Consider the following 22327-nt stretch of genomic DNA (forward strand, 5'->3'; position numbering starts at 1 on the left):
TATGCAGCACTATGCCATGAAAAAGCCCGTCACCTTGGTGACGGGCTTTTTTGATCGCCAACGGCTGATCGTCAAACGATGGGAAGGTGGGCTCACTGTTGGCGGGCACCTTGCCACAGTTTGCGCAGTTGCAGCAGCAGCGCGGTCAGGGCGCCGCCGCTCAGGGCGGTGAGTACCGCCAGCAGCAGGCTGCCGAGCAGGAAGGGGGGCACCAGGGTCGCAGCCTCCTGCTCCAGCCAGTGGAGGGTCCAGCTGAGGTGGAAAGGCTCCGGTGTCTGGTGCAGTACCAGACAACCGGTGCGATAGGCGTAGAGATACATGAATGGCAGGGTCAGCGGATTGTTGAACCAGACCGCCAGCAGTGCCAGCGGCAGGTTGAGGCTGAATGCCAGCGCCAGACCGACTGCGATGAGTGAGTGCATCGGGATGGGGAACCAGCAGGCGAAGATCCCGGCCGCTACGGCGCCGCTCAGGGCGCGGGTGCCCCCTTGCCAGAGGGCGGGGGCAAGCAGCCGTTCACCAAACAGGGCAAACCACTTCTGCTGGCGCAGGGTGTCGGGATCGAGCTTGAAGCGGGCAAACCAGCGACTCAGCATGGGCGGGCCATCTTGCGTTTTTGCCACTGGCGCACCGTACTGATCCGCCAGAAGGTGCGGATCAGGGTGTAGCCGATAAGGGAACTGAGCAGGGCCAGGATCAGCGAGCCCAGCAACAGCGGCGGTGCCACTGTGCCCAATACCGAGACCAGCCAGTCCCAGGTGAATTCAATCTCTATCTGCTGCGCCGAATGTCCCAGCAACTGGCAACCCACCAGATAGGCACCATAGAGCAGGGGCGGCATGGTAAAGGGGTTGGAGAGCCAGACCAGCGCCACCGAGAGCGGCAGATTGACCCGGCACAGGATGGCGCCACCGGCAGCCAGCAGCATCTGGCAGGGGAGCGGCACCCAGGCCATGAAGAGGCCCACCGCAAATGCCCCGGCAGCCGAGCGGCGGTTGAGGTGCCAGAGGTTGGCATCGAGCAGCAGTTTGCCGAACAGCCGCAGGTGCTTGTGTTCTTTCAGGGTTTGCTGATCGGGCATCCAGCGTTTAATGAGTCGTTTGGGCATATTGAAACCTTGCTAAATACTTGCTCCATGGATCTGCGTCTGTTGTCGTTTGCCCTGGGGGCAAGCTCCTCACTGCTCTGGCCATGGTTACCTTCACTCGCATGGGGGGGCCTGTTGCTGTCCCTGCTGATCCCCCTTGCATATTGCCGTGCCTGGCGGTGGCTGTTTCTCCTGCTTGGCATCCTCTGGATGCAGGCCAATCTTGCCTATCGGCTGGCCTGGCTGGAGCGGTTGGGCGATCAGACGAGCCACATGATAACCGCACAACTGCAAAGTGCAGAGCCCGAGGGGGATAAATTTGTCCGGCTGCTGCTGCGGGTGAGCACACTCGACGAGCAACCGGTGACACCTGAGCCCCTGATCCGGGTCAATGCCTATCAGGCATTACCCGCCATGACGGTAGGCAGCCGGATCACCCTGGTGACCTCGTTGAAACCGGCTCACGGTCTGGCCAACGAGGCGGGGCTGGATGGGCGGCGTCTGCTGCTGGGCAAGGGGATCACCGCCACCGGCAATCTGCGTCGGGTGATAGATATTCAACAGGCACCTGCGGGTTGGCGCGAACGCTGGTTGGGGGCCGCGACTGAGAGTTGGCGTCCGCTTGACTATGCCCCCTTGCTGGCGGCGCTCACTTTTGGCGAGCAGAGCGGTATCACGGATACCCAGTGGGAGCTGTTTCGCGGCAGTGGTCTGACCCATATCATCGCCATTTCAGGGCAACACATCGCGCTGGTGGCGGTGCTCGGGTGGTGGCTGGGCAGGCTGTTTGGTCTGCGCGGCGCCATCATCACCTCCCTGCTGTTTGCCGCCGTCTACAGCGCGTTGGCCGGGTTTGCGGTGGCGACCGAGCGGGCCCTGATCATGGTGCTGGTGTGGAGTGTGCTGCGCTGGAGCCGGCGAGAGTGGCCGGCCTGGCGCATCTGGCTGTGGGCCTTTGTGGTATTGACCCTCTGGGATCCCTTCGCCCTCTATTCGGCCGGCTTCTGGCTTTCGTTTCTGGCGGTGGCCATCTTGCTGCTGGTGGGATATGTCCACGACAAGCCGGGGCTCTGGCAGATCCAGCTCTGGCTGCTGCTCGGTCTGCTGCCGCTGCAACTGGCGTTGTTCGAGGGGATAGCGCCCCTTGCCATGGTGATCAACCTGTTGGCGGTGCCGCTCTTTTGTATCGCCATCATCCCGCTGGCGTTGATTGGGGTGCTGCTGGCGCCGCTCTTCACCTCGCTTGCCTATGTCCTGTTCTGGCTGGCGGATTTGGCGCTCGGTTGGGTGCTGACGAGCCTGAATTGGCTGGCCGATCAACTGCAACTGTGGTGGCCACTGCCCGGCTGGTGGCTGCCACTCTGCACCTTGCTGTTGCTGCTCTGGTTCGCCGCACAGTGGCGCCCGGCACGTTGGCTCTGGTTACCGGGCGCCCTTGCGCTGGTGTTGGCACTCTGGCCAACGCCTGCCCGCTGGCAACTGCGGGTGCTGGATGTGGGGCAGGGGCTGGCGGTGCTGATCAGCAAGGGGGAGCGCGCCATCCTTTATGACACCGGTGATCGCTATCCCGGAGGCTACAACATGGCGGATGCGGTGATCCTACCCCAGCTGAGCCATCTGGGGATCCGGGTCATCGATCGTCTCATTATCAGCCACAAGGATCGGGACCATGCCGGCAATCGCAAGCGACTGCTCAGCGCCATGGCGGTGCGCCACGAGCTCTCCTCTTACCCCTTCAGTGAGGGAACGACGCTCTGCCAGCGTGGGCAACAGTGGCGCTGGCAGGGGCTCTCGTTTGCAGTGCTCTGGCCCGAGCGCCCCGGTGGCGGGCGCAATAACGATGGCTGCGTGGTGCGCATCAGCGATGGCGAGCGCAGCGTGCTGCTGAGCGCAGATATCGAGCGGCAAGCCGAGCAGCGGCTGGTGGCGCTGGAGGGGGAGGGGATGGCCAGCACCTTGTTGGTGAGCCCCCATCATGGCAGCCGCACCTCCTCCACGCCCCCGTTTGTCGCGGCGGTAGCGGCGCAGGAGGTGATCCACAGCGCCGGTTTTATGAATCAGTGGGGCTTTCCCCGTCCCGATGTAGTAGCCCGCTATCGGGATGCCCGCCAGTGGATCACCGGTCAGCAAGGGGCGGTGCTGGTCGAACCCACCGCAGCGGGCTTGCGCGTCACCGCCGAGCGAGATGTGGGGCCCTGGTACCGGCGCAGTGGCGACTGGTGGCGACCGCGAGTGTGGTTTGAGCAATAATCGGCCATTTCTGCCGTGTAGGAATGCGATATAGGTGGCGGCGCTTGGTGTAAGCCTGCGCTTTGGCTAGAATAGCCCGTCATTTCCATTACTAACGGCTATTCATGCAACAAGAAACCTCACAAGAGAGCTGGCCAGTATTCAAACGCCTGCTCGGTTATGTCCGTGATCGCAAGCTGGGCCTGGTCGGTGGCATCATCGGGATGCTGGGCTACGCCGCCGTGGATACCACCTTTGTCTACTCCATCAAGCCGCTGATCGATCAGGGCATCAATGGCAACGACAGCACCGTTTTGAAATGGATGCCCTTCTTCGTCCTCGGCATCGTGGCCTTGCGCGGTGTCGCCAACTTTCTCTCCAACTACTGCATGGCCTGGGTCGGCAACCACGTCGTGATGCGTCTGCAACAGCAGGTGTTCAATCACATGGTGGCGATGCCGATGAGCTTCTTCGACCGTCAGAACACCGGTCATCTGCTCTCCAAGGTGACCTATGACGCCAGTCAGGTCTCCTCGGCGGCGAGCACCACGCTAGTGACCCTGGTGCGGGAAGGGGCGACCGTGGTCGGCCTGCTCGGCCTGATGTTCTGGCACTCCTGGCAACTGTCGGTGATCTTCCTGGTGGTTGGCCCGCTGGTGGGGGTCATCATCGGCCTTATCAGCCGCCGTTTCCGCCAGATCAGCCGTCACATCCAGCAGGCGGTAGGGGATATCACCACCTCCACCGAGCAGATGCTCAAAGGGCACAAAGAGGTGCTGATGTTTGGTGGCCAGAAGGTGGAAGAGAAACGCTTCTTCCAGGTCAGCAACAACATGCGCCAGCAGACCATGAAGATGGTCGCCGCCGATGCCATCGGCAGCCCGGTGGTGCAGATGGTAGCCTCCATCGCGCTGGCGGCCTTCCTCTACGTCGCGACCATTGACAGCGTCAAGTCAACTCTGACTGCCGGTACGTTTACCGTCATGATCACCTCCATGATGATGCTGCTCAAGCCGCTGAAAAGCCTGACCGACGTCAACAACCAGTTCCAGCGCGCCATCACCGCCTGCCACAGCCTGTTTGGCCTGCTCGACACCAAGCCGGAGCAGGATACCGGCACCCGCACTCTGGAGCGTGCCCGCGGCGAGATCGAGTTTCGCAACGTCACCTTCACCTACCCGACCAAGGACACCCCGGCGCTGCACAACGTCAGCTTCAAGGTGGAGGCGGGTAAATCGGTGGCGCTGGTGGGCCGTTCCGGCTCTGGCAAGAGTACCATTGCCAGCCTGTTGACCCGCTTCTACGACATCGATCAGGGCGAGATCCTGCTCGACGGCATCAACATCCGCGAATACAAGTTGAGCGAGCTGCGCAAGCAGTACGCGTTGGTCTCCCAGCATGTCCACCTGTTCAATGACTCGGTGGCCAACAACATCGCCTACGCGGCAGAAGACAAATACAGCCGCGACCAGATCGTGCAGGCCGCCCGTATCGCTCATGCCGACGAGTTCGTCAGCAAGATGAGCAACGGGTATGACACTGTGGTTGGCGAGAACGGTGCATCCCTCTCCGGTGGTCAGCGCCAGCGTGTTGCCATCGCCCGCGCTCTGCTGCGCGATGCGCCGGTTCTGCTGTTGGATGAGGCCACCTCGGCCCTCGATACCGAATCCGAGCGCCACATTCAGGCGGCCATCGACGAGCTTTGCAAGGCGCGTACCTCGCTGGTGATCGCCCACCGTCTCTCTACCATCGAGAAGGCGGACGAGATACTGGTGATCGACGAAGGTCATATCGTCGAGCGCGGGAACCACGAAGCATTGATGGAGCAGCGCGGCACCTATGCCCAGCTGCGTGCCATTCAGTTTGGCAATGCAGGAAACAAGTCCTGATGCTGGAACGGCTCTGGTATCGCAAAAGTGGCTGGCGCTGGTTGCTGGCCCCTTTTGCCCTGCTGTTTGCCATCATCAGCGGCACCCGCCGCTACGCCTATCGCCACGGCTGGCGCAAGGGGTATCGCTCCTCCTTGCCGGTGATCGTGGTGGGCAATATCTCGGTGGGCGGCAACGGCAAGACGCCGGTGGTGGTCTGGCTGGTGGAGCAGTTGCAAGCCCGCGGCTATCGTCCCGGGGTGGTGAGCCGTGGTTATGGCGGCAAGGCGCCCCATTACCCCTATCGGCTTGATGAGACCAGCACCACGGCGCAGGCCGGAGATGAGCCTGTGCTGATTGCCCGGCGCTGCGGCTGTCCGGTGGTGGTTGCCCCGAAACGGGCCGACGCGGTACGACTGCTGGAGCAGAGCGGTGAGGTGGATATCATCATCACCGACGACGGCCTGCAGCACTACGGGCTGGCCCGCGACATCGAGCTGGTGGTGGTGGACGGAGCGCGCCGTTTCGGCAATGCCTGCCTGCTGCCCATGGGGCCGCTGCGCGAGCCGGTCACTCGACTCAAACGGGTGGACGCCATCATCTGCAACGGCGGCGAGCCGGGCAAGGGGGAGTACCCCATGCAACTGGTCGCCGATACCCCGCGCCGGGTGCGCGACGATGCACCGCTTGCCGCCCCCTTGTCGGGGCCGGTCGATGCGTTGGCTGGGATCGGTCATCCGCCCCGCTTCTTTGCCACCCTGGAAGGGCTCGGCTATCAGCTGGATCAGCAGGCCGCCTACGGCGATCACCACCCCTTCGATCGGGATGAGCTGGTGGGCCGCTTTGCCAGCAAGCCGCTGCTGATGACCGAGAAGGATGCGGTCAAGTGCCGCGCGTTTGCCCTCGAAAACTGGTGGTATCTGCCGGTCAGTGCCGAGTTGCCCGCCTCCTTGCTCGATACCTTGTTGCACAAGTTGAGCGCGACTGGAAAGGCGCAAGGCGTAACCAAGGCACAAGATTATCTCTCTCGCCTGAGCGGGGGAGAAGTGGACCGATAGCGGTCCCGTATGGAATATCTGGTTGCTCGACATCCATCGCTGGCGTGATGAAGCCGCCAGCGCGACATCGTTGAAGGAGTATCGTTTTGGCTTTGGACATCAAGTTGCTCGACATCATCGCCTGCCCGGTCTGCAAGGGTAAGCTGCACTACAACAAAGCAGTTCATGAGCTGGTCTGCCGCTTCGACAAGCTGGCCTATCCGCTGGAGGAGGGGATTCCGGTACTGCTGGAGAACCGTGCCCGTCCGCTCAACAGCGATGAGCTGCCGTCATGAGTTTCGTCGTCGTCATTCCTGCCCGCTATGCGTCAACTCGTCTGCCGGGCAAGCCGCTGGCGGATATCCATGGCAAGCCCATGGTGCAGCACGTGGTGGAGAAAGCCCTGCAATCCGGTGCCGATCGGGTGATCGTTGCCACCGATGACGAGCGGGTGCAGCAGGCACTGCAGAGCACCGGCGTCGAGGTGTGCATGACCTCACCGGATCACCAGTCCGGCACCGAGCGTCTGGCCGAGGTGTGCCGTCACTACGGCTTTGCCGCCGATACCATCATCGTCAATGTGCAGGGGGATGAGCCGCTCATTCCGCCCGCCATCATTCGTCAGGTGGCGGACAATCTGGCCGCTGCCACGGCGCCGATGGCGACCTTGTCGGTGCCGATCAAGGATGCCGAAGAGGCGTTCAACCCGAACGCAGTGAAAGTGGTGACTGACAAGGATGGCTACGCCCTCTACTTCAGTCGCGCCAGCATTCCTTGGGATCGGGATCGCTTTGCCAACAGTCACGAGCAGATTGGTGACCACTACCAGCGTCATATCGGTATCTACGCCTATCGCGCCGGCTTTATCCAGCGTTACGTAGACTGGGCACCGAGCGTGCTGGAGCAGGTCGAGGCACTGGAGCAACTGCGGGTGCTCTGGTACGGGGAGAAGATCCACGTCGCCCAGGCCCTTGAAGCGCCGCCGGTCGGGGTGGATACCCAGGCCGATCTGGAGAAGGTGCGCGCCTTTTTGGCCAAGTGATGGCCACAGCACTAACGTCATGAAAAACGGTGTCGCAAGGCACCGTTTTTTGTTTTGAAAATTTATATAATTATTTGATTTTAAACGCTAAACATGGGTTTTCTCAAACTTTTGGCGTGCATGGTTTGCCAAAGCGACGAGTTTGGTTATGATGCAAGACGCCCTGTTAACCCTAACCGGGCGGCTAAAACGAGATAAAACGGGGTGTTTGGGTGATAAATGTATTCCTGGTCGATGATCATGAGCTGGTGCGTACAGGGATAAGACGCATTCTTGAAGATGTGCGCGGGATCAAGGTGGTGGGCGAGGCACAGAGCGGCGAGACCGCAGTTACGTTCTGTCGCCAACACCATCCGGACGTGATCCTGATGGACATGAACATGCCGGGTATTGGTGGTCTGGAAGCGACCCGCAAAATTCTGCGGATCCGCCCCGATGTGCGCATCATAGTGCTGACCATTCATTCAGAAAATCCGTTCCCCACCAAGGTGATGCAGGCCGGCGCCGCCGGTTACCTGACCAAGGGGGCTGCCCCTGACGAGATGATCCAGGCGATCCGGTTGGTGCACTCCGGTCAGCGCTACATCTCCCCGGAGATTGCCCAGCAGATGGCCCTCAGCCAGTTTGCCTCCGCTGACGAGAATCCCTTCAAGTCCCTCTCCGAGCGCGAGCTGCAGATCATGATGATGATCACCAAGGGGCAGAAGGTGACCGATATCTCCGAGCAGCTCAACCTGAGCCCGAAGACGGTCAACAGCTACCGCTATCGTCTCTTCAGCAAGCTGGGGATCAACGGTGACGTGGAACTGACCCATCTGGCCATTCGCTATGGCATGCTGGATGCCGATACCCTCTAATCGGGTGGCGTGTGGTCACAAAGGCGGCGCGTGCCGCCTTTTTGCTTTTCTGCCCTTTTGCTTTTCAGGCGGCGGGGGCAGTATGCTCTGCCCGTCAATTTTTGCCTTTGTGTGAGCCGAGTAGCTGATGACCCTCTCTCCCGAACATCTCTTCGACAGCAAGGCGTTTCTGGGCGCCGTCACCCATCAAAGTGGCGTCTACCGCATGTATGACAGCGGTGGCACCGTGATCTATGTGGGCAAGGCCAAGGATTTGAAAAAGCGGCTCGCTTCCTACTTTCGCACCAACGTCGACAGCATCAAGACTCGCACCCTAGTGCGCCAGATCGCCGATATCCAGGTCACCGTCACCCACACCGAGACCGAGGCGCTGATCCTCGAGCACAATCTCATCAAGCAGTACCAGCCCCGTTACAACGTGCTGCTGCGGGACGACAAATCCTACCCCTGGATCATCATCACCGCGCACCAACATCCGCGTATCGGCGTCCATCGCGGTGCCCGCAAGGTGAAGGGGGAGTACTTCGGTCCGTACCCCTCTGGCGGCGCGGTGCGCGAGAGTTTGCATCTGATGCAGAAAATATTTCCGGTGCGTCAGTGCGAAGATGCGGTCTATGCCAACCGCACCCGTCCCTGCCTGCTCTACCAGCTCAAGCGTTGCGCTGGCCCTTGTGTTCCTGGACTGGTGAGCGAAGCCGAATATGCCCAGCAGGTGGAGCTGGCCAAACTGTTTCTGGCGGGCAAGAACCAGCAGGTGATTGGCGAGCTGGTGGGCAAGATGGAGTCCGCCAGCGGCGATCTGCGCTTTGAAGAGGCAGCCCGCTATCGGGATCAGATCCTGGCGCTGCGCCGGGTCACCGAACAGCAGTCGGTGAGCGGCAACGTGCTGGACGAGCTGGATGTGGTGGGGGTCGCCTTCCAGCAAGGTGCGGCCTGCATCCACGTGCTCTTTATCCGTCAGGGCAAGGTGCTCGGATCGCGCAGCTACTTCCCGAAAGTGCCGGCTGACACCCCGCTTGACGAGGTGGTGCAATCCTTCCTGCTGCAGTTCTATCTGTCGGGGCAGGGGGGACGGCAGATCCCGAGCGAGGTGCTGCTCGACGTGGCGTTGGAGGACGAGAGTGTCATTGCCGAGACCCTGAGCCAGACCGCAGGCTACAAGGTGCGGGTTGTGAGCCGAACCCGCGCCGAACGGGCCCGCTTTATCAAGCTCGCCTCCATCAACGCCGAGACGGCGCTGCGATCACGGCTGGCTCACAAGAGCACCATCACCGCCCGCTACGATCAGCTGGAAGAGCTGCTGGAGCTTGAGCGCCCCATCGCTCGCATGGAGTGTTTCGATATCTCCCACACCATGGGGGAGCGCACCGTGGCCTCTTGCGTGGTGTTCAACCGGGAGGGACCGCTCTCATCGGAATATCGTCGTTTCAACATCGACGGCATCACCGGCGGTGATGACTACGCGGCGATGGAGCAGGCGCTGGAGCGCCGCTTTGGCAAGCAGCAGGAGCCGGACAAGGTGCCGGACGTGCTGTTTATTGACGGTGGCCTCGGCCAGTTGCGCCGCGCCGAAGAGATCCTGGCCCGTCAGCTGGAGTTCCTCGGCGGCAAATATCCGCTGCTGGTGGGGATTGCCAAGGGGGTCACCCGCAAGGCGGGGTTGGAAACTCTCATCATGGGGGAGAGTCACGAAGAGTTGCATTTGCCGGCAGATATGCCCGCTTTGCACCTTATTCAGCATATTCGCGATGAATCCCACCGTTTTGCCATTACCGGCCACCGGGCCAGACGGGCCAAGGCCCGCACCAGCAGCAGTCTGGAGGATATTCCGGGGGTGGGGCCAAAGCGGCGGCAGGCACTGCTCAAATATCTGGGCGGCCTGCAGGAGGTCAAAAAGGCGAGCGTGGATGAACTGGCTAAGGTACCTGGCATCAGTCAGGAGCTGGCCCAGACCATCCACGATGGCTTGCACAGCGCCTGAGCAGGGTTAGCGGCATGGCAAAATCGCTAACTCCTTGATGCACAAGAGCCGTGACGCGGGGGGGCCGTAAATGCCATAATGGCCCTCGCATTTTGAGAAGATTGATGGATTAAAAAGACCAAGACGGGCGCCAGTGCGGTTGCATCGCAAATCGGCTTTGGCGCACTATGTAGCGACGTACAAGAAGTGGCTGAAAATAATGACAAATATACCTAACCTGTTGACGTTTTTCCGGATTTTGCTCATTCCCGTCTTCGTCATCCTGTTCTATCTGCCTTATCAATGGTCCTATCTGGCTGCCGCCATCATCTTTATTCTGGCCGCTGCCACCGACTGGTTTGATGGCTATCTGGCTCGCAAGCTCAATCAGTCCACCGCCTTTGGCGCCTTCCTTGACCCCGTTGCCGACAAGATCATGGTCGCCGCCGCGCTGGTGGTCATCGTCGAACACTACAACACCATCTGGGTGACCATCCCCGCCATGACCATGATTGGCCGCGAGATCATCATCTCCGCCCTGCGTGAGTGGATGGCCGAGCTCGGCAAACGCTCCTCGGTGGCTGTCAGCTGGATTGGCAAGTGGAAGACCATGATCCAGATGGTGTCGCTCACCGGTCTTATCTGGCAATACAACGTCTGGATGGTGTGGCTCGCCTATGTGATGCTCTATGTCGCCACCGTGCTCACCTTCTGGTCGATGTTCCAGTACATGAAGGCCGCCTGGGGCGATCTGACCCACCACGCTAACTTGTGAGTCACCCGCGCTGCAAGGTGAGGTTTCCGCTGATTTGAGGCAGGAAACGGCCAAAGGCGCTAAAACTGTTCAAAAAGGGTAAAAAATGCCCGAACGATCAGGTAATTAAATATTTCTGGTTGACTGGGCGAGGAACATCGCTAGAATGCGTCCTCGTAGTCAGGCAGTCAGCCAGACCAATGCGGGAATAGCTCAGTTGGTAGAGCACGACCTTGCCAAGGTCGGGGTCGCGAGTTCGAGTCTCGTTTCCCGCTCCAAATTCAGACAATAGAGAGCCAACTCTCTTTTGCATGGCGCGTTAGCAAAGCGGTTATGCAGCGGATTGCAAATCCGTTTAGTCCGGTTCGACTCCGGAACGTGCCTCCATATTGACAAGCCCGCCACGCGAGCTTGATACCGATTGCGGTGCCCGAGTGGTGAAATCGGTAGACACAAGGGATTTAAAATCCCTCGACGTTCGCGTCGTGCCGGTTCGATTCCGGCCTCGGGCACCATTAAAATCAAAGAGTTACGAAAGGCCACTAGAAATAGTGGCCTTTTTCTTTTTCCTCCGAGTCCACATTTGAGCCACACAGGTGTAGTCCGGTAGAGCCTGCGGCTTTTACTTGCCAGCTCAAGCTCACTATCAGGCTTGCCCACCTCCTGACTCGGTGGGGAATACAGAGCGAGTACAAGGGATACTGCGGCCAGTTTGAATTCCTCCGTGCAACGTTTCAGCTTGCTCATAACACTTGTTGAATGACGTCAATTTGAGGCTCTTGAAGTGTCAGAGAAAGCGGGGCGATTAGCGTTGATATATTGGGTGTTTTTATACCATTAGTGACAGATGGATGCGGTCTGTTAAAAAGGGCGAGATCGTTCAGATCTCGCCCTTTTATATCAATATATCCCGTCATCTTTCTATCGGATCAGGCTCCCTGCTCCGGGTGGGCGTCCGGGATCAGCGGATTGGCTTTGCGGCGGCGCAGCAGGCGTACCAGCGGGGGTAGGGTGATCACTGCAATGGCCAGTACCAGCAGGGTCTGGCTGATGCCGCTGCTCCACAGGATGGTGGTGTCGCCATTGCTGATGGAGAGGGCGCGGCGCAGGTTCTGCTCCAGCATTTCACCCAGCACGAAGCCCAGAATGAGCGGTGACATGGGGAAGTGCATCTTGCGCAGCAGGTAGCCAAAGACCCCGAGGGCCACCATCAGCAGCAGATCGAAGGTAGTGCTGTGCACCGCATAGACACCCACCGCCGAGACGCTGGCGATGGCGGGCACCAAAAACCAGAGCGGGATGGAGAGCATGCGGGTAAAGAGCCCCACCATGGGGATGTTCATCACCAGCAGCATGACGTTGGCCAGCAAGAGGGCGGCGATCAGTCCCCACACCACATCGGGCTGTTCGGTGAACATGGTGGGGCCGGGGGTGATGTTATAGAGGGTCAGCGCCCCCATCATCACTGCTGTGGTACCCGACCCCGGCACTCCCAGTGTCAGCATGGGGATAAAGGAGCCGCAGGCTGACGCGTTGTTGGCCGCCTCCGGTGCGGCCACGCCGCGAATGTCCCCTTCGCCGAATTTGGCATTGGGCCCTGCCAGTCGCTTCTCGGTCATGTAGGTGATGGCACTGGCGATGGTGGCACCGGCGCCGGGCAGAATGCCGACGAAGAAGCCGATGGTGGAGGAGCGCAACATGGTGCCGGTGCAATGGACCAGCTCCTTGAAGTTGAACAACATCCGTCCGGTGGTGCGCACCAGCTTGCCGCCACCGCTGGTGTGCTCCAGCATCAGCAGGATCTCGCTCACCGAGAAGAGGCCGATCACCACCACGATAAACTGCACCCCGTCCGAGAGGTGAACGCTGTCGAAGGTGAAGCGATAGACGCCGGTATTGGCATCCACCCCGACGGTGGCGAGCCCCAGCCCAATCAGCGCCGCCATAAAGGATTTGAGCGGGTTCTGGCTCATCATGCTGCCAAGGCAGGCGATGGCGAACACCATCAGGGCGAAATACTCCGCCGGGCCGAAGGCCAGTGACCAGCGCGCCAGCGCCGGGGCGAACAGAATGATCCCGCCGATGGCGAGCATGGAGCCGACAAAGGAGCTGACCGCCGAGATGGAGAGGGCCACTCCAGCCTTGCCCTGCTGGGCCATGGGGTAGCCATCCAGCGCGGTCATGATGGCGGCGGCATCCCCCGGCACGTTGAGCAGGATCGAGGAGATCCGCCCGCCATACTCGCAACCGATATAGACGGTAGCGAGCAGAATGAGCGCCGATTCGGGGGGCAGTTTCAGGGCAAAAGCCAGCGGCAACAGGATGGCGACCCCGTTGATGGGGCCAAGGCCCGGCAGCAGGCCGACCACGGTGCCGACAAAGCAGCCGATGAGGGCAATCACCAGATTCTCCGGGGTGAGTGCCACCGCAAATCCCTGGGAGAGGTACATCCAGGTATCCATATTGACTCCTTAAGAGAACCAGACGCCGAGGGGCAGGGTGACATCCAGCAGCCGGTCGAAGGCGAGATAGAGCACCAGACCGCCGACGACGCCGGAGAGCAGGGCGGCTTTGGCAGAGGCGCCAAACAGGCGCCCCAGTACAAAGGTGAGCAGGGTGGTGGCCAGCGGAAAGCCCAGCCACTCGAAGCTGGCACCGTACCCGGCCAGCGCCACCACCATGATGGCGAGGTGGCGCAGGGTACGCAGCGGCGGCCAGGTAACGGTGTCCGGCTGGCGGCGCAGCAGCAACAGGGCGCAGAGCGCCATCAGGCCGATGATGCCGAGGGGGAAGGGGCGCGGCCCCAGCGGCTCATAGCTGTATTCGCTCTGGATCTGCCAGGCGATGGCGGCGCCTGCCAGACAGAGCAGCAGCCAGATGGCGGCGAAGATGCGATCGCTCATGGCTGTGGCTCCTATTTGGCCAGACCGAAGGCTTTGGCCTGCTCGCGATATTGCGCCACCTGCTCCTTGACGTAGCTGTCGAGCGCCTCGCCGGTGAGGTCAAACTCGAACAGGCCGCGCAGATCCCGCTGCGCCTTGAAGGTGTCGGTCTTCACCAGCTGATCGAAGGTCTGCTTCCACCACTGGTATTCGCTGTCGCTCACCTTGGGGCCGACATAGAAGCCGCGGATCACCGGCCACACCAGGTCATAACCCTGCTCCTTGGCGGTGGGGATGGTGGCCAGCTTGCCGGGCAGCCGTTCGGCAGAGAACACCGCCAGCACCCGCAGTTTGTCGCCGCCGATATAGGGCACCATCTCGCTCAGATCGCCGGAGACCGCTTGCACATGGTTGCCAAGCAGCGCGGTGACCGGCTCGCCGCCCCCTTCAAAGGCGACGTAGCGCATCTTGTGCGGGTCAACCCCGGCCTGTTTGGCCAGCAGCGCCGTCTTCATCCAGTCCTGACTGCCGATGGAGGCGCCTGCGCCGATCACCACGCTGTTGGGATCGCGCTCCATGGCGCTCACCAGCTCCTTGAGGTTCTGATAGGGGGCATCGTGGCGCACCGCGATCATGCCGTAATCGGTGCCAACCGCCGCCAGCCAGCGCACATCGTCCACCCCGTAACGGCCAAATTTCCCCTGTGAGAGGTTGAGCAGGGAGCCACCGGAGAAGGCGACCACGGTCCCCGCCTCGGCAGGGCGCTGGGCCACGATGGCGTTGTAGGCCACGGCGCCGACTCCGCCCGGCATATAGGTGACCCGCATCGGCTTGTCGATGGTACCGGTCTCCTGCAGGCTCACCTGCAGCAGCTTGCAGGTGAGATCGAAACCACCGCCCGGTTTGGCCGGTGCGATGCATTCGGTACGGCTCGGGGTCGTGGCACTTTCGGCCGCCTGAAGTGGCAGGGCGCCGAGCAGGGTCAGCAGGGCGAGGGCATGACGTGTGCGTTGCTTCATGGTTGTGTGCTCCATCTTGTCGTTGTTTTTCCTGGGTGTGACTCCGTCGATAGACGAAGTGATGCGAAATTGTTAAAACAACAACCTTTCATTCACCTTTCAATCGCTGACCAAGAGCCGGGAGTGTGACCCTGATCGCACCTTCTCCCGCAATAGCAGTGACGAAGGGATGCAGTTGAAGCAGTGTGGCTGAATGCTGCGGTTAGGAACAAGGGGAGAGGGATGCGCTTGCTGTTGGCAGAAGATAATCACGAACTGGCCCACTGGCTGTCGCGGGCACTCACCAGCGCCGGTTTCGCGGTGGATTGGGTGGCTGACGGAGCTCAGGCTGACCACCTGCTGCGCCACGAACAGTACGCGCTGGCGGTGCTCGATATCGAGATGCCCAAGCTCGACGGGCTGGCGGTACTCGGCCGGTTGCGCAGTCGGGGGCAGGGGGTGCCGGTGCTGCTGCTCACCGCACGCGGCGCGGTGGAGGAGCGGATCTGCGGCCTCAATGCGGGAGCCGATGACTATCTGGCCAAGCCGTTCGATCTGGGGGAGCTGGATGCCCGGCTGCGGGCCCTGCTGCGACGCAGCGAAAGCGGTGGTGCCGAGCTGCGGCTGGGGCGCCTGACCCTGCACCCCGACGGCTATTTTCTGCTGGCCGATGCCCGCCTTGCCTTGACTCCGCGCGAACTGGCGCTGCTGACAGCGCTGATGTACCGCCACGGGCGGCCGGTCGCCAAGGGGCAGCTGTTCGAGCAGGTGTTCAACCTCGATGACGAGGTAGGGCTCGACAGCATCGATCTCTATATCCACCGGCTGCGCAAAAAGCTGGTGGGCAGCGGGGTGGTGATCACCACACTGCGCGGTCTCGGCTATCTGCTGGAAGCGGCGCCGGAGGCTTCCCATTAGTCGCTCCCTGCTCCATCAACTGCTGCTGTTTCTGGGGGGCCCCTTGCTGATCCTCTGGGCCGCCTCGGCCTGGTACAGCTACTACGGCGCGTTGGCGGCGGCCACCTCGGCCTATGATCGCACCCTGCTTGCCTCGGCCCGCACCGTTGCCGAGCGGCTGACGGCAGCCGAGGGCAGCCTCAGGGTGGATGTGCCCTATGTGGTGCTCGACAGCTTCGAGCGCAACATGCGCGATCGCCTCTTCTATCAGGTGCGCGGCATCGACGATAGGGTCATCTCCGGCTTTGACGACTTGCCCCCCATGCCCGTCGGTACGCCGCTGACCGACCGCTATCCGGCGCTCGCCTACTTCTACGACGGGCTCTATCAGGAGGCACCGATCCGCGCCGTGATGCTGCTGCAACCGGTAGGTGAGGGGGGCGTCAACGGCATGGCCCGCATCACGGTGGCGGAAACCCTGCTCGGTCGCCAGCAGCTGGCGGAGCAGTTGCTCTGGTCGGCCCTGCTGACCCAGGGGGCGCTGGTGGTGCTCACCCTGCTGCTCGCTTATCTGTTGCTCAAACGGCTGCTCACCCCGATGCGCCGTTTGTCGCGGGAGATCCTGCGCCGCGATGCCGCCAATCTTGCCCCCTTGCCGGATTTGCTCCCCTGGCAGGAGACCCGGCCGCTGGTGCAGGCGTTCAACCGCCAGCTGGCCCGATTGCGCCAGCTGGTGGCCCGGCAGGAGCGCTTTAGCGCCGATGCCGCCCATCAGCTGCGCACGCCGCTCACCATTTTGAAAACCCAGGTGGAGGTGGCGCGCGGCAGTGGCGATCCCGCCCTGATGAGCGAAAGTCTCGATGCCATGGCCGTGCGGCTCGATCACACCATCGCCCTGACCGAGCGGTTACTGCTGCTGGCCCGGCTCAAATCGGACGAGTGCTCCGGGCTGCGCCAACGTGAGCCCATCGAGTTGACGGCGCTGGTGCAGCAGGCCTGTCTGTCACGGCTGGCGCAGGCCCGCAGCAAGGGGATCGATCTCGGTTTCGAGGGGGAGGAGTCCGCCATCATGGTGGCGGGGGAGCCGCTGCTGCTGGGGGAGCTTTGCGCCAACCTGCTCGACAACGCCATCAAATACACCCCGCCCCACGGCACCGTGACGGCGCGGGTGGTGCGCAGCAATGGACAGATCTGGCTGGAGGTGGAGGATAGCGGCCCCGGCATCGCCCCCGAACTGGCGGAGCGGGTCTGGCAGCCGTTCCAGCGCCTCGAGCAGGGGAGTGAACAGCCGGGAGCGGGGCTGGGTCTGGCGCTGGTGCGCGATATCGCCCACTACCACCACGGCGAAGTGGTGCTGCTGCCGGCCACCCAGCTGGGGGGCTTGCTGGTGAGGCTGATCTTGCCGCTTGCAACATCGTGAGGGCGATAAAAAAGAGAGGGCACCTCGCGGTGCCCTGTTTATCTACACATAGATGGCGTTGGGGGTCAGCTGCGGATCTTGTTGAAGACAAACAGGACGATAAGGGCACCCACGGTCGCCAGCGCGATGCTCGGGATATTGAAACCGGTCACCGAGCCCAGCCCCAGCAGGGTACCCACATAGCCGCCAACCATGGCACCGACAATCCCCAGCAGGGCGGTCATGAAGAAGCCACCGCCATCGCGGCCCGGCATGATCCACTTCGCCAGAATACCCACCAACAGTCCCAATACGATCCAGCTGATAAAGCCCATGGATTAATCCTCTCTGTGTGTTTGAGCCCGCATTATAGGCAGGGATGCCGGGATGCGAAGGGCCAGACGGTGCTGGCTGGTCACAAGCTGTCGGACGGCGGCCGGCGCTGGTCGGGCTGCACAGTCCGGTTATGAGCGGTTGAAAGGCGGTATGTGCGCCGCCAAACAGGGGCGGGGATGGCCCACGTAAAGGCCAAAATGAGAAAAGCCCCGCAAGCGGGGCCGGGTTTGTGACGGGGTTGTGCCCTCACTTCTTGAGGTGTTTTCTGATCGCCTTGCCTGAGGTGCCGACTGCCTTGACCGCCCGTTTCAGCTGGACTTCGGTGCACTCGAACATTTTGATCCACTGCTTCATCTCATAGGGATCGTTGACATTGATCTTCTTGGCATCGAACGGGTGAGCGACCGCATTGCTGTCAGGCATATAAACCTCAACTTGTTGAAATAGCTGGCGAGAAAGATGTTTCTGCCTGAGCGCCATCATCCTCTCAATTGGCAAGGGGCAAGGTGACGGGGTTCACACAACCCGGGGACTGAAGGAGGAGTGCAGGTTTGCTTTGCTGATCTGTGAGCGATCACCACTTATTCGCTCGCGCCTGATGGGCAGTGAACCGGATGGCGCGAACGATGGGGAGTGATGGGGGGGCCGGCGCTTGGTGGTCAACCGGACTGGCGGGCTATCAAGCCTCTGCCAGCGCCCGCATTTCCAAGCGCTGCTCGCCTGGGCGGCAGATCAGTACCGAGCCCTGCTCGAACCAGTCTCCCAGCACGATGCGGCGGGCGGGGTGGCCATCGAGGGTGAAGTCGTGGATGGCGGGTCTGTGGGTGTGGCCGTGGATCATTATCCGGCAGTCGTGGGCGCGCAGGGTGTCGTCCACCGCCGCGGGCGTCACATCCATGATGATCTGGCTCTTGTGGGCATTTTCCATCTGGCTTTGGCCGCGCATCTTGCAGGCGATGGCCTGACGGCGGGCGAGCGGCAGTCGCAAAAAGAGCCAGCGCAGCCACTTGAGCTGGGTGATGCGGCGAAACTTCTGATACCCCTCATCCAGGGTGCAGAGCAGATCGCCGTGGCTCAGCACCACCCGCTCCCCATAGAGGTCGATGACGCAAGGGTCACCCAGCAATGTCATCCCCGCGAGCTTGGCAAACTGCTGGCCCAGCAGAAAGTCGCGGTTGCCGTGGATAAAGTAGATGGGCACGTTCTGCTGGCTCAGGGCCAGAAAAGCGTCGGCCATCTGCTGATGGAGCGGATTGGGGTCATCGTCGCCAATCCAGAATTCGAAGAGATCCCCCAGCACATAGAGGGCATCGGCGCCGGGGGCGTCGTGCTCGAGAAAGCGCACCAGTGCCGCGGTCATATCGGGCCGCTGGGCAGAGAGGTGAATGTCACTGATAAAGAGGGTGCTCATGATGTGGGGTCGGGCTCTCGGTCGAAACAGGGCAAACAGGGGTGGCAGAGGTAGTAGAAACAACGGGGGACGAATAGTGCGCTGCGGGCGCCATCGCGCCAGTTAAGGTATGGATATCGTCACGGGATGGCGGCTGCCATGACAGCTCGGCCAGATTGCGCCCCTCCAGCGTCAGCAGGGCGACGTAAGGATCGCCCGCCAGACCCAGCAACCGGCACATGGCCGCTTCCCCTTTCAATCCCTCTTCAAGGCGCAGACGCAGCACTTCGCGGTAGAAAGCATCGCCAAACCGCTCGAGCAACGCGGCCATCAGAGTGAGGTGGCGCCAGCCGTTCAGCGTCTCGATGGGGGCGGGGGTGACATAGAGCTCCAGCGGCCAGTTGGTGATGCGGTTATCGCAACCGCTAACAGCACAGCTCTGGTCGAGACAGGAAAAGGTGCGCTCCAGCAGCCAGATATTGTCGCCCTTGTGGCTCGCCTGCCAGCCTTGCTCTGCAAAAGTAGCGGCAAACGCAGCCGGATCAGCATGCTGGCAGAGAATATCGAGATCGCTGCCCGGCCGATCGAGGCCGATGGCGAGCGTGCTCACCAGCGCCATATCGCTGCACTGCGTGGCCAGCTCATCCCACACACCGGCGGTGAGCAGGACATGGGCCGAGCGCTGGCGCGGGTTGCCGTGGGCCAGATAGTCGAGGCGGCGCCAGTTTGGGCTGGCAGTGGGGGAGGCAGATGGAAAAACTGCGGCCGGGGCCGCAGTTTTGTCAGTGCCGAGTCGGCAGAGATCAGTCAGCAAGGGTCACCTTGGTGATCACCACGTCTTCTACCGGCACGTCCTGATGGATGCGGCCGTAGTTACCGGTCTTGACGCCCTTGATCTTGTTGACCACGTCCATACCGGCAGTCACTTCACCGAATACGCAGTAGCCGAAACCCTGGGTGGTAGCGGATTTGAAGTCGAGGAAGTCGTTATTGTTCACGTTGATGAAGAACTGGGCGCTGGCAGAGTGCGGCTCCATGGTGCGGGCCATGGCGATGGTGCCGATCTTGTTGGAGAGACCATTGGCCGCTTCGTTCTTGATGGGAGCGCGAGTGTCTTTCTCTTCAAAGCCCGGGGCATAGCCGCCGCCCTGGATCATGAAGCCGTCGATGACGCGGTGGAAAATGGTGTTGTCGTAGTGACCGTCACGGCAGTATTGCAGGAAGTTGGCCACGGTTTCCGGGGCTTTTTCAGCGTTCAGGGTGAGGGTGATGTCGCCGTGATTGGTATGCAGAGTGACCATGATATGTCCTTTCATTTGATGCGGACGACGAAGTGCCCGCAGGTGTATGGCATAAAGTGGTGGCAATTCTAGCCCATCAGGGGCTGGCGGCATAGTCTCTCAGGCGCCGTAACCGTGCTGGCAGGCGGGATTGGCCCGCTTTTCTGCCTCGTTTTCTGCCCCTGAACGGGGTATTATGACCAACCATTTTACTCACAGGCAGTGGTTAGAAGATGCTGAAGATATACAACACACTCACTCGTCAAAAAGAAGAATTCAAACCTATCCACCCGGGCAAGGTGGGCATGTATGTGTGTGGTGTCACCATCTACGATCACTGTCATATCGGCCACGGCCGCACCTTCGTCGCCTTTGATGTGGTGGCTCGCTACCTGCGTTACGCCGGTTATGACCTCACCTATGTGCGCAACATCACCGACGTGGATGACAAGATCATCAAGCGTGCCGCCGAGACCCAAGTGACCTGCGACGAGCTGACCGAACGTCTGATTGGCGACATGCACGCCGACTTCGACGCCCTCGGCATGGTGCGCCCGGATATCGAACCGCGCGCCACCCAGCACATCGAAGAGATCATCGAGCTGGTGCAATCCCTGCTGGAAAAAGAGCACGCCTATGTGGCGGATAACGGCGACGTGATGTTTATCGTCGAATCCTATGCCGACTACGGCAAGCTCTCCGGCCAGGATCTGGAGCAGCTGCAAGCCGGTGCCCGCGTTGACGTGGTCGATGCCAAGCGCAACCCGCTCGACTTCGTGCTGTGGAAGATGTCCAAGCCCGGCGAGCCGACCTGGGAAAGCCCCTGGGGCCCGGGCCGTCCTGGCTGGCACATCGAGTGCTCCGCCATGAACTCCAAGCACCTTGGCAACCACTTCGACATCCACGGCGGCGGCTCCGATCTGCAGTTCCCGCACCACGAGAACGAGATCGCCCAGTCCTGCTGCGCCCACGGTGGCGACTACGTCAACACCTGGATGCACAGCGGCATGGTGATGGTGGATAAAGAGAAGATGTCCAAATCCCTTGGCAACTTCTTCACCATCCGCGATGTGCTGGCCCACTACGACGCCGAAACCGTCCGTTACTTCCTGATGTCTGGCCACTACCGCAGCCAGCTCAACTACTCGGAAGATAACCTCAAGCAAGCCCGCGCCGCGCTGGAGCGCATGTACACCGCCCTGCGCGATCTGCCGGTAGCTGCTGCTGCCGGTGGCGACGAGCAGGTGGCGCGCTTCAAGGAAGCGATGGACGACGACTTCAACACCCCGGAAGCCTACTCCGCCCTGTTCGATCTGGTGCGCGAGATCAACCGCCAGAAGGGTGAAGACATGGCCGTTGCCGCCGCACTGGGCGCCCGTCTGCGCGAGCTGGGCGCCGTGCTCGGCATCCTGCAGCAAGACCCCGAGGCTTTCTTGAAGGGTGACGAAGCGGATGAAGAGGTTGCCGAAATCGAGCGCCTGATCGCCGAGCGCAATCAGGCCCGTGCCGACAAGAACTGGGCTGCTGCCGATGCCGCCCGCAACCGTCTCACCGAGATGGGGATCGTGCTGGAAGACAGCGCCGGCAAAACCAGCTGGCGCCGTGCGTAAGGACGGTTGGCCTTGTTGGCGTCTGGTGCCAACAGGTTGAGCCAATAAAAAACCGCAGCCCTTGGGCTGCGGTTTTTTTTGTGTATCTTCCCTCGACACCTCTTAAGCCTCTGCGATCTGCTTAAGCCTCGGTGGCCTGCGCTCTGATCCCCTCTCCCCTTGTGGGAGAGGGTTAGGGTGAGGGGGGCTAACGTCATTTCTCGGCTGAATATCGTCCTACGCCTTAATGGCATGGCTTCGCCATGCAGGACGCGAGGGCCTTGCCCTCGAAGGTGTTTCGCCCGCCCTTCGGGCTGGGGCGAGTGACTTTTGAAAGACCAAAAGTCACCAAAAGTCTTTTCCCCCGGCAAACCGCCCGCTTCGCGGGTTCCCTCGTCTCGTCCAACGGGTCGGACGGAGCGCCGCAGACGGCACATCCCTGTGCCGGCTGCGGCTGCGCCATCATCCCTGATGGCGCTCCTGACCCGTTGAACTCGGCTCGGCGGTTTGCAGGGGGAACCAATACCGTGCCCGCCCGTGGCATTAGCGTGCATGTTGACCGCCTTTTCCGCTGAAAGGGGAGAGCTGTGCAAGGGGGGAAAAATTGAGTGCAAAAGTGTTTGGGGAATAGAAATAAAAACCGCAGCTCAAGGCTGCGGTTTTTCCCTTTAGTGCAGGAAGGTTACTTTTTATTGCAAAGTAGCGAAAGGATATTCCATTTC

General features: G+C 61.3%; 21 protein-coding genes and 3 tRNA genes. 14 read left to right on the plus strand and 10 right to left on the minus strand.

What is annotated here, in order from left to right; genetic code table 11:
- Positions 1-92: 92 nt before the first annotated feature.
- The gene (locus AB5Y76_RS09405; protein WP_043825728.1) at positions 93-596 is read right to left on the minus strand and encodes a DUF2062 domain-containing protein; all 504 of its coding nucleotides are present in this window, start codon (positions 594-596) and stop codon (positions 93-95) included.
- Entirely contained in the window at positions 590-1108 is a 519-nt protein-coding gene (locus tag AB5Y76_RS09410) for a DUF2062 domain-containing protein (protein WP_103251047.1), read from the minus strand. Before AB5Y76_RS09410 ends, AB5Y76_RS09405 begins: the two co-directional genes overlap by 7 nt.
- A gap of 27 nt (positions 1109-1135) precedes the next feature.
- Here AB5Y76_RS09410 and AB5Y76_RS09415 point away from each other — a divergent pair, with 27 nt between their 5' ends.
- The 11 genes from AB5Y76_RS09415 (at position 1136) to AB5Y76_RS09465 (ending at position 11349) form a co-directional block, all read left to right on the plus strand.
- Positions 1136-3337: a DNA internalization-related competence protein ComEC/Rec2 gene (locus AB5Y76_RS09415; RefSeq protein ID WP_263717559.1), complete on the plus strand. Its 2202-nt coding sequence runs from the start codon at positions 1136-1138 to the stop codon at positions 3335-3337.
- A 104-nt stretch (positions 3338-3441) separates the two neighbouring features.
- Positions 3442-5205, plus strand: coding sequence for a lipid A ABC transporter ATP-binding protein/permease MsbA (gene msbA, locus AB5Y76_RS09420; protein ID WP_263717560.1), 1764 nt, complete (start codon positions 3442-3444; stop codon positions 5203-5205).
- Positions 5205-6242: a tetraacyldisaccharide 4'-kinase gene (gene lpxK, locus AB5Y76_RS09425; RefSeq protein WP_263717561.1), complete on the plus strand. Its 1038-nt coding sequence runs from the start codon at positions 5205-5207 to the stop codon at positions 6240-6242. The genes msbA and lpxK overlap by 1 nt, the downstream gene beginning before the upstream one ends.
- 86 nt (positions 6243-6328) lie before the next feature.
- Positions 6329-6517, plus strand: a complete 189-nt coding sequence (locus tag AB5Y76_RS09430; protein WP_005347033.1) for a Trm112 family protein — start codon at positions 6329-6331, stop codon at positions 6515-6517.
- The gene (kdsB, locus tag AB5Y76_RS09435; protein WP_021229372.1) at positions 6514-7263 is read left to right on the plus strand and encodes a 3-deoxy-manno-octulosonate cytidylyltransferase; all 750 of its coding nucleotides are present in this window, start codon (positions 6514-6516) and stop codon (positions 7261-7263) included. Before AB5Y76_RS09430 ends, kdsB begins: the two co-directional genes overlap by 4 nt.
- A gap of 212 nt (positions 7264-7475) precedes the next feature.
- Positions 7476-8120 (plus strand): UvrY/SirA/GacA family response regulator transcription factor, encoded by a 645-nt coding sequence (uvrY, locus tag AB5Y76_RS09440; protein WP_005337448.1) that lies wholly within the window; start codon positions 7476-7478, stop codon positions 8118-8120.
- 127 nt (positions 8121-8247) lie between these two features.
- Complete coding sequence (gene uvrC / locus AB5Y76_RS09445; RefSeq protein ID WP_263717562.1) at positions 8248-10101, plus strand: excinuclease ABC subunit UvrC; 1854 nt, start codon at positions 8248-8250, stop codon at positions 10099-10101.
- A 199-nt stretch (positions 10102-10300) separates the two neighbouring features.
- Positions 10301-10855, plus strand: coding sequence for a CDP-diacylglycerol--glycerol-3-phosphate 3-phosphatidyltransferase (gene pgsA / locus AB5Y76_RS09450; RefSeq protein ID WP_031227442.1), 555 nt, complete (start codon positions 10301-10303; stop codon positions 10853-10855).
- A gap of 181 nt (positions 10856-11036) precedes the next feature.
- Positions 11037-11112, plus strand: a tRNA-Gly gene (locus tag AB5Y76_RS09455).
- Positions 11113-11147: 35 nt separating this feature from the next.
- Positions 11148-11221: transfer RNA gene (locus AB5Y76_RS09460), tRNA-Cys, on the plus strand.
- A 41-nt stretch (positions 11222-11262) separates the two neighbouring features.
- Positions 11263-11349: transfer RNA gene (locus tag AB5Y76_RS09465), tRNA-Leu, on the plus strand.
- A 414-nt stretch (positions 11350-11763) separates the two neighbouring features.
- Here AB5Y76_RS09465 and AB5Y76_RS09470 read toward each other — a convergent pair.
- Genes AB5Y76_RS09470 through AB5Y76_RS09480 form a run of 3 tightly spaced genes read right to left on the minus strand, consistent with a single transcriptional unit; the run spans position 11764 to position 14735 of the window.
- On the minus strand, positions 11764-13296 hold the full coding sequence (locus AB5Y76_RS09470) for a tripartite tricarboxylate transporter permease (RefSeq protein WP_263717564.1): 1533 nt from the start codon (positions 13294-13296) through the stop codon (positions 11764-11766).
- A 9-nt stretch (positions 13297-13305) separates the two neighbouring features.
- A complete protein-coding gene (locus tag AB5Y76_RS09475) occupies positions 13306-13737 on the minus strand; it encodes a tripartite tricarboxylate transporter TctB family protein (protein WP_042082375.1) in 432 nt (143 codons plus the stop codon).
- Positions 13738-13748: 11 nt separating this feature from the next.
- The gene (locus tag AB5Y76_RS09480) at positions 13749-14735 is read right to left on the minus strand and encodes a tripartite tricarboxylate transporter substrate binding protein (RefSeq protein WP_005350924.1); all 987 of its coding nucleotides are present in this window, start codon (positions 14733-14735) and stop codon (positions 13749-13751) included.
- 222 nt (positions 14736-14957) lie between these two features.
- On the opposite strand from AB5Y76_RS09480, the gene tctD reads away from it, so the two are divergent.
- Together tctD and AB5Y76_RS09490 are read left to right on the plus strand one after the other, a co-directional pair.
- Entirely contained in the window at positions 14958-15632 is a 675-nt protein-coding gene (tctD, locus tag AB5Y76_RS09485; protein ID WP_005350926.1) for a transcriptional regulator TctD, read from the plus strand.
- A gap of 43 nt (positions 15633-15675) precedes the next feature.
- Complete coding sequence (locus tag AB5Y76_RS09490; protein WP_263717566.1) at positions 15676-17031, plus strand: sensor histidine kinase; 1356 nt, start codon at positions 15676-15678, stop codon at positions 17029-17031.
- A gap of 65 nt (positions 17032-17096) precedes the next feature.
- On the opposite strand, the gene AB5Y76_RS09495 is transcribed toward AB5Y76_RS09490, so the two are convergent.
- The 5 genes from AB5Y76_RS09495 to AB5Y76_RS09515 form a co-directional block, all read right to left on the minus strand.
- Complete coding sequence (locus tag AB5Y76_RS09495) at positions 17097-17345, minus strand: GlsB/YeaQ/YmgE family stress response membrane protein (RefSeq protein WP_005350930.1); 249 nt, start codon at positions 17343-17345, stop codon at positions 17097-17099.
- A 247-nt stretch (positions 17346-17592) separates the two neighbouring features.
- A complete protein-coding gene (locus AB5Y76_RS09500) occupies positions 17593-17769 on the minus strand; it encodes a DUF3606 domain-containing protein (protein ID WP_019445078.1) in 177 nt (58 codons plus the stop codon).
- A 256-nt stretch (positions 17770-18025) separates the two neighbouring features.
- Positions 18026-18757, minus strand: coding sequence for a UDP-2,3-diacylglucosamine diphosphatase (gene lpxH / locus AB5Y76_RS09505; protein WP_263717567.1), 732 nt, complete (start codon positions 18755-18757; stop codon positions 18026-18028).
- A complete protein-coding gene (locus AB5Y76_RS09510; protein ID WP_263717568.1) occupies positions 18735-19550 on the minus strand; it encodes a DUF4269 domain-containing protein in 816 nt (271 codons plus the stop codon). The genes lpxH and AB5Y76_RS09510 overlap by 23 nt, the downstream gene beginning before the upstream one ends.
- Positions 19540-20037 (minus strand): peptidylprolyl isomerase, encoded by a 498-nt coding sequence (locus AB5Y76_RS09515; protein ID WP_005337417.1) that lies wholly within the window; start codon positions 20035-20037, stop codon positions 19540-19542. Before AB5Y76_RS09515 ends, AB5Y76_RS09510 begins: the two co-directional genes overlap by 11 nt.
- A 212-nt stretch (positions 20038-20249) precedes the next feature.
- Here AB5Y76_RS09515 and cysS point away from each other — a divergent pair, with 212 nt between their 5' ends.
- Positions 20250-21626 (plus strand): cysteine--tRNA ligase, encoded by a 1377-nt coding sequence (cysS, locus tag AB5Y76_RS09520; RefSeq protein ID WP_041208491.1) that lies wholly within the window; start codon positions 20250-20252, stop codon positions 21624-21626.
- Positions 21627-22327 lie beyond the last annotated feature (701 nt).

Source organism: Aeromonas sp. R1-2 (assembly GCF_040908505.1).
Classification (GTDB): domain Bacteria; phylum Pseudomonadota; class Gammaproteobacteria; order Enterobacterales; family Aeromonadaceae; genus Aeromonas; species Aeromonas veronii.

What these genes read in the sequence shown, in the direction of transcription:
- AB5Y76_RS09405 (WP_043825728.1), bottom strand. Translation starts at nt 596, where the DNA reads ATGCTGAGTCGCTGGTTTGCCCGCTTCAAGCTCGATCCCGACACCCTG.
- AB5Y76_RS09410 (WP_103251047.1), bottom strand. Translation starts at nt 1,108, where the DNA reads ATGCCCAAACGACTCATTAAACGCTGGATGCCCGATCAGCAAACCCTG.
- AB5Y76_RS09415 (WP_263717559.1), top strand. Translation starts at nt 1,136, where the DNA reads ATGGATCTGCGTCTGTTGTCGTTTGCCCTGGGGGCAAGCTCCTCACTG.
- msbA (WP_263717560.1), top strand. Translation starts at nt 3,442, where the DNA reads ATGCAACAAGAAACCTCACAAGAGAGCTGGCCAGTATTCAAACGCCTG.
- lpxK (WP_263717561.1), top strand. Translation starts at nt 5,205, where the DNA reads ATGCTGGAACGGCTCTGGTATCGCAAAAGTGGCTGGCGCTGGTTGCTG.
- kdsB (WP_021229372.1), top strand. Translation starts at nt 6,514, where the DNA reads ATGAGTTTCGTCGTCGTCATTCCTGCCCGCTATGCGTCAACTCGTCTG.
- uvrC (WP_263717562.1), top strand. Translation starts at nt 8,248, where the DNA reads ATGACCCTCTCTCCCGAACATCTCTTCGACAGCAAGGCGTTTCTGGGC.
- pgsA (WP_031227442.1), top strand. Translation starts at nt 10,301, where the DNA reads ATGACAAATATACCTAACCTGTTGACGTTTTTCCGGATTTTGCTCATT.
- AB5Y76_RS09470 (WP_263717564.1), bottom strand. Translation starts at nt 13,296, where the DNA reads ATGGATACCTGGATGTACCTCTCCCAGGGATTTGCGGTGGCACTCACC.
- AB5Y76_RS09475 (WP_042082375.1), bottom strand. Translation starts at nt 13,737, where the DNA reads ATGAGCGATCGCATCTTCGCCGCCATCTGGCTGCTGCTCTGTCTGGCA.
- AB5Y76_RS09480 (WP_005350924.1), bottom strand. Translation starts at nt 14,735, where the DNA reads ATGAAGCAACGCACACGTCATGCCCTCGCCCTGCTGACCCTGCTCGGC.
- tctD (WP_005350926.1), top strand. Translation starts at nt 14,958, where the DNA reads ATGCGCTTGCTGTTGGCAGAAGATAATCACGAACTGGCCCACTGGCTG.
- AB5Y76_RS09495 (WP_005350930.1), bottom strand. Translation starts at nt 17,345, where the DNA reads ATGGGCTTTATCAGCTGGATCGTATTGGGACTGTTGGTGGGTATTCTG.
- AB5Y76_RS09500 (WP_019445078.1), bottom strand. Translation starts at nt 17,769, where the DNA reads ATGCCTGACAGCAATGCGGTCGCTCACCCGTTCGATGCCAAGAAGATC.
- lpxH (WP_263717567.1), bottom strand. Translation starts at nt 18,757, where the DNA reads ATGAGCACCCTCTTTATCAGTGACATTCACCTCTCTGCCCAGCGGCCC.
- AB5Y76_RS09515 (WP_005337417.1), bottom strand. Translation starts at nt 20,037, where the DNA reads ATGGTCACTCTGCATACCAATCACGGCGACATCACCCTCACCCTGAAC.
- cysS (WP_041208491.1), top strand. Translation starts at nt 20,250, where the DNA reads ATGCTGAAGATATACAACACACTCACTCGTCAAAAAGAAGAATTCAAA.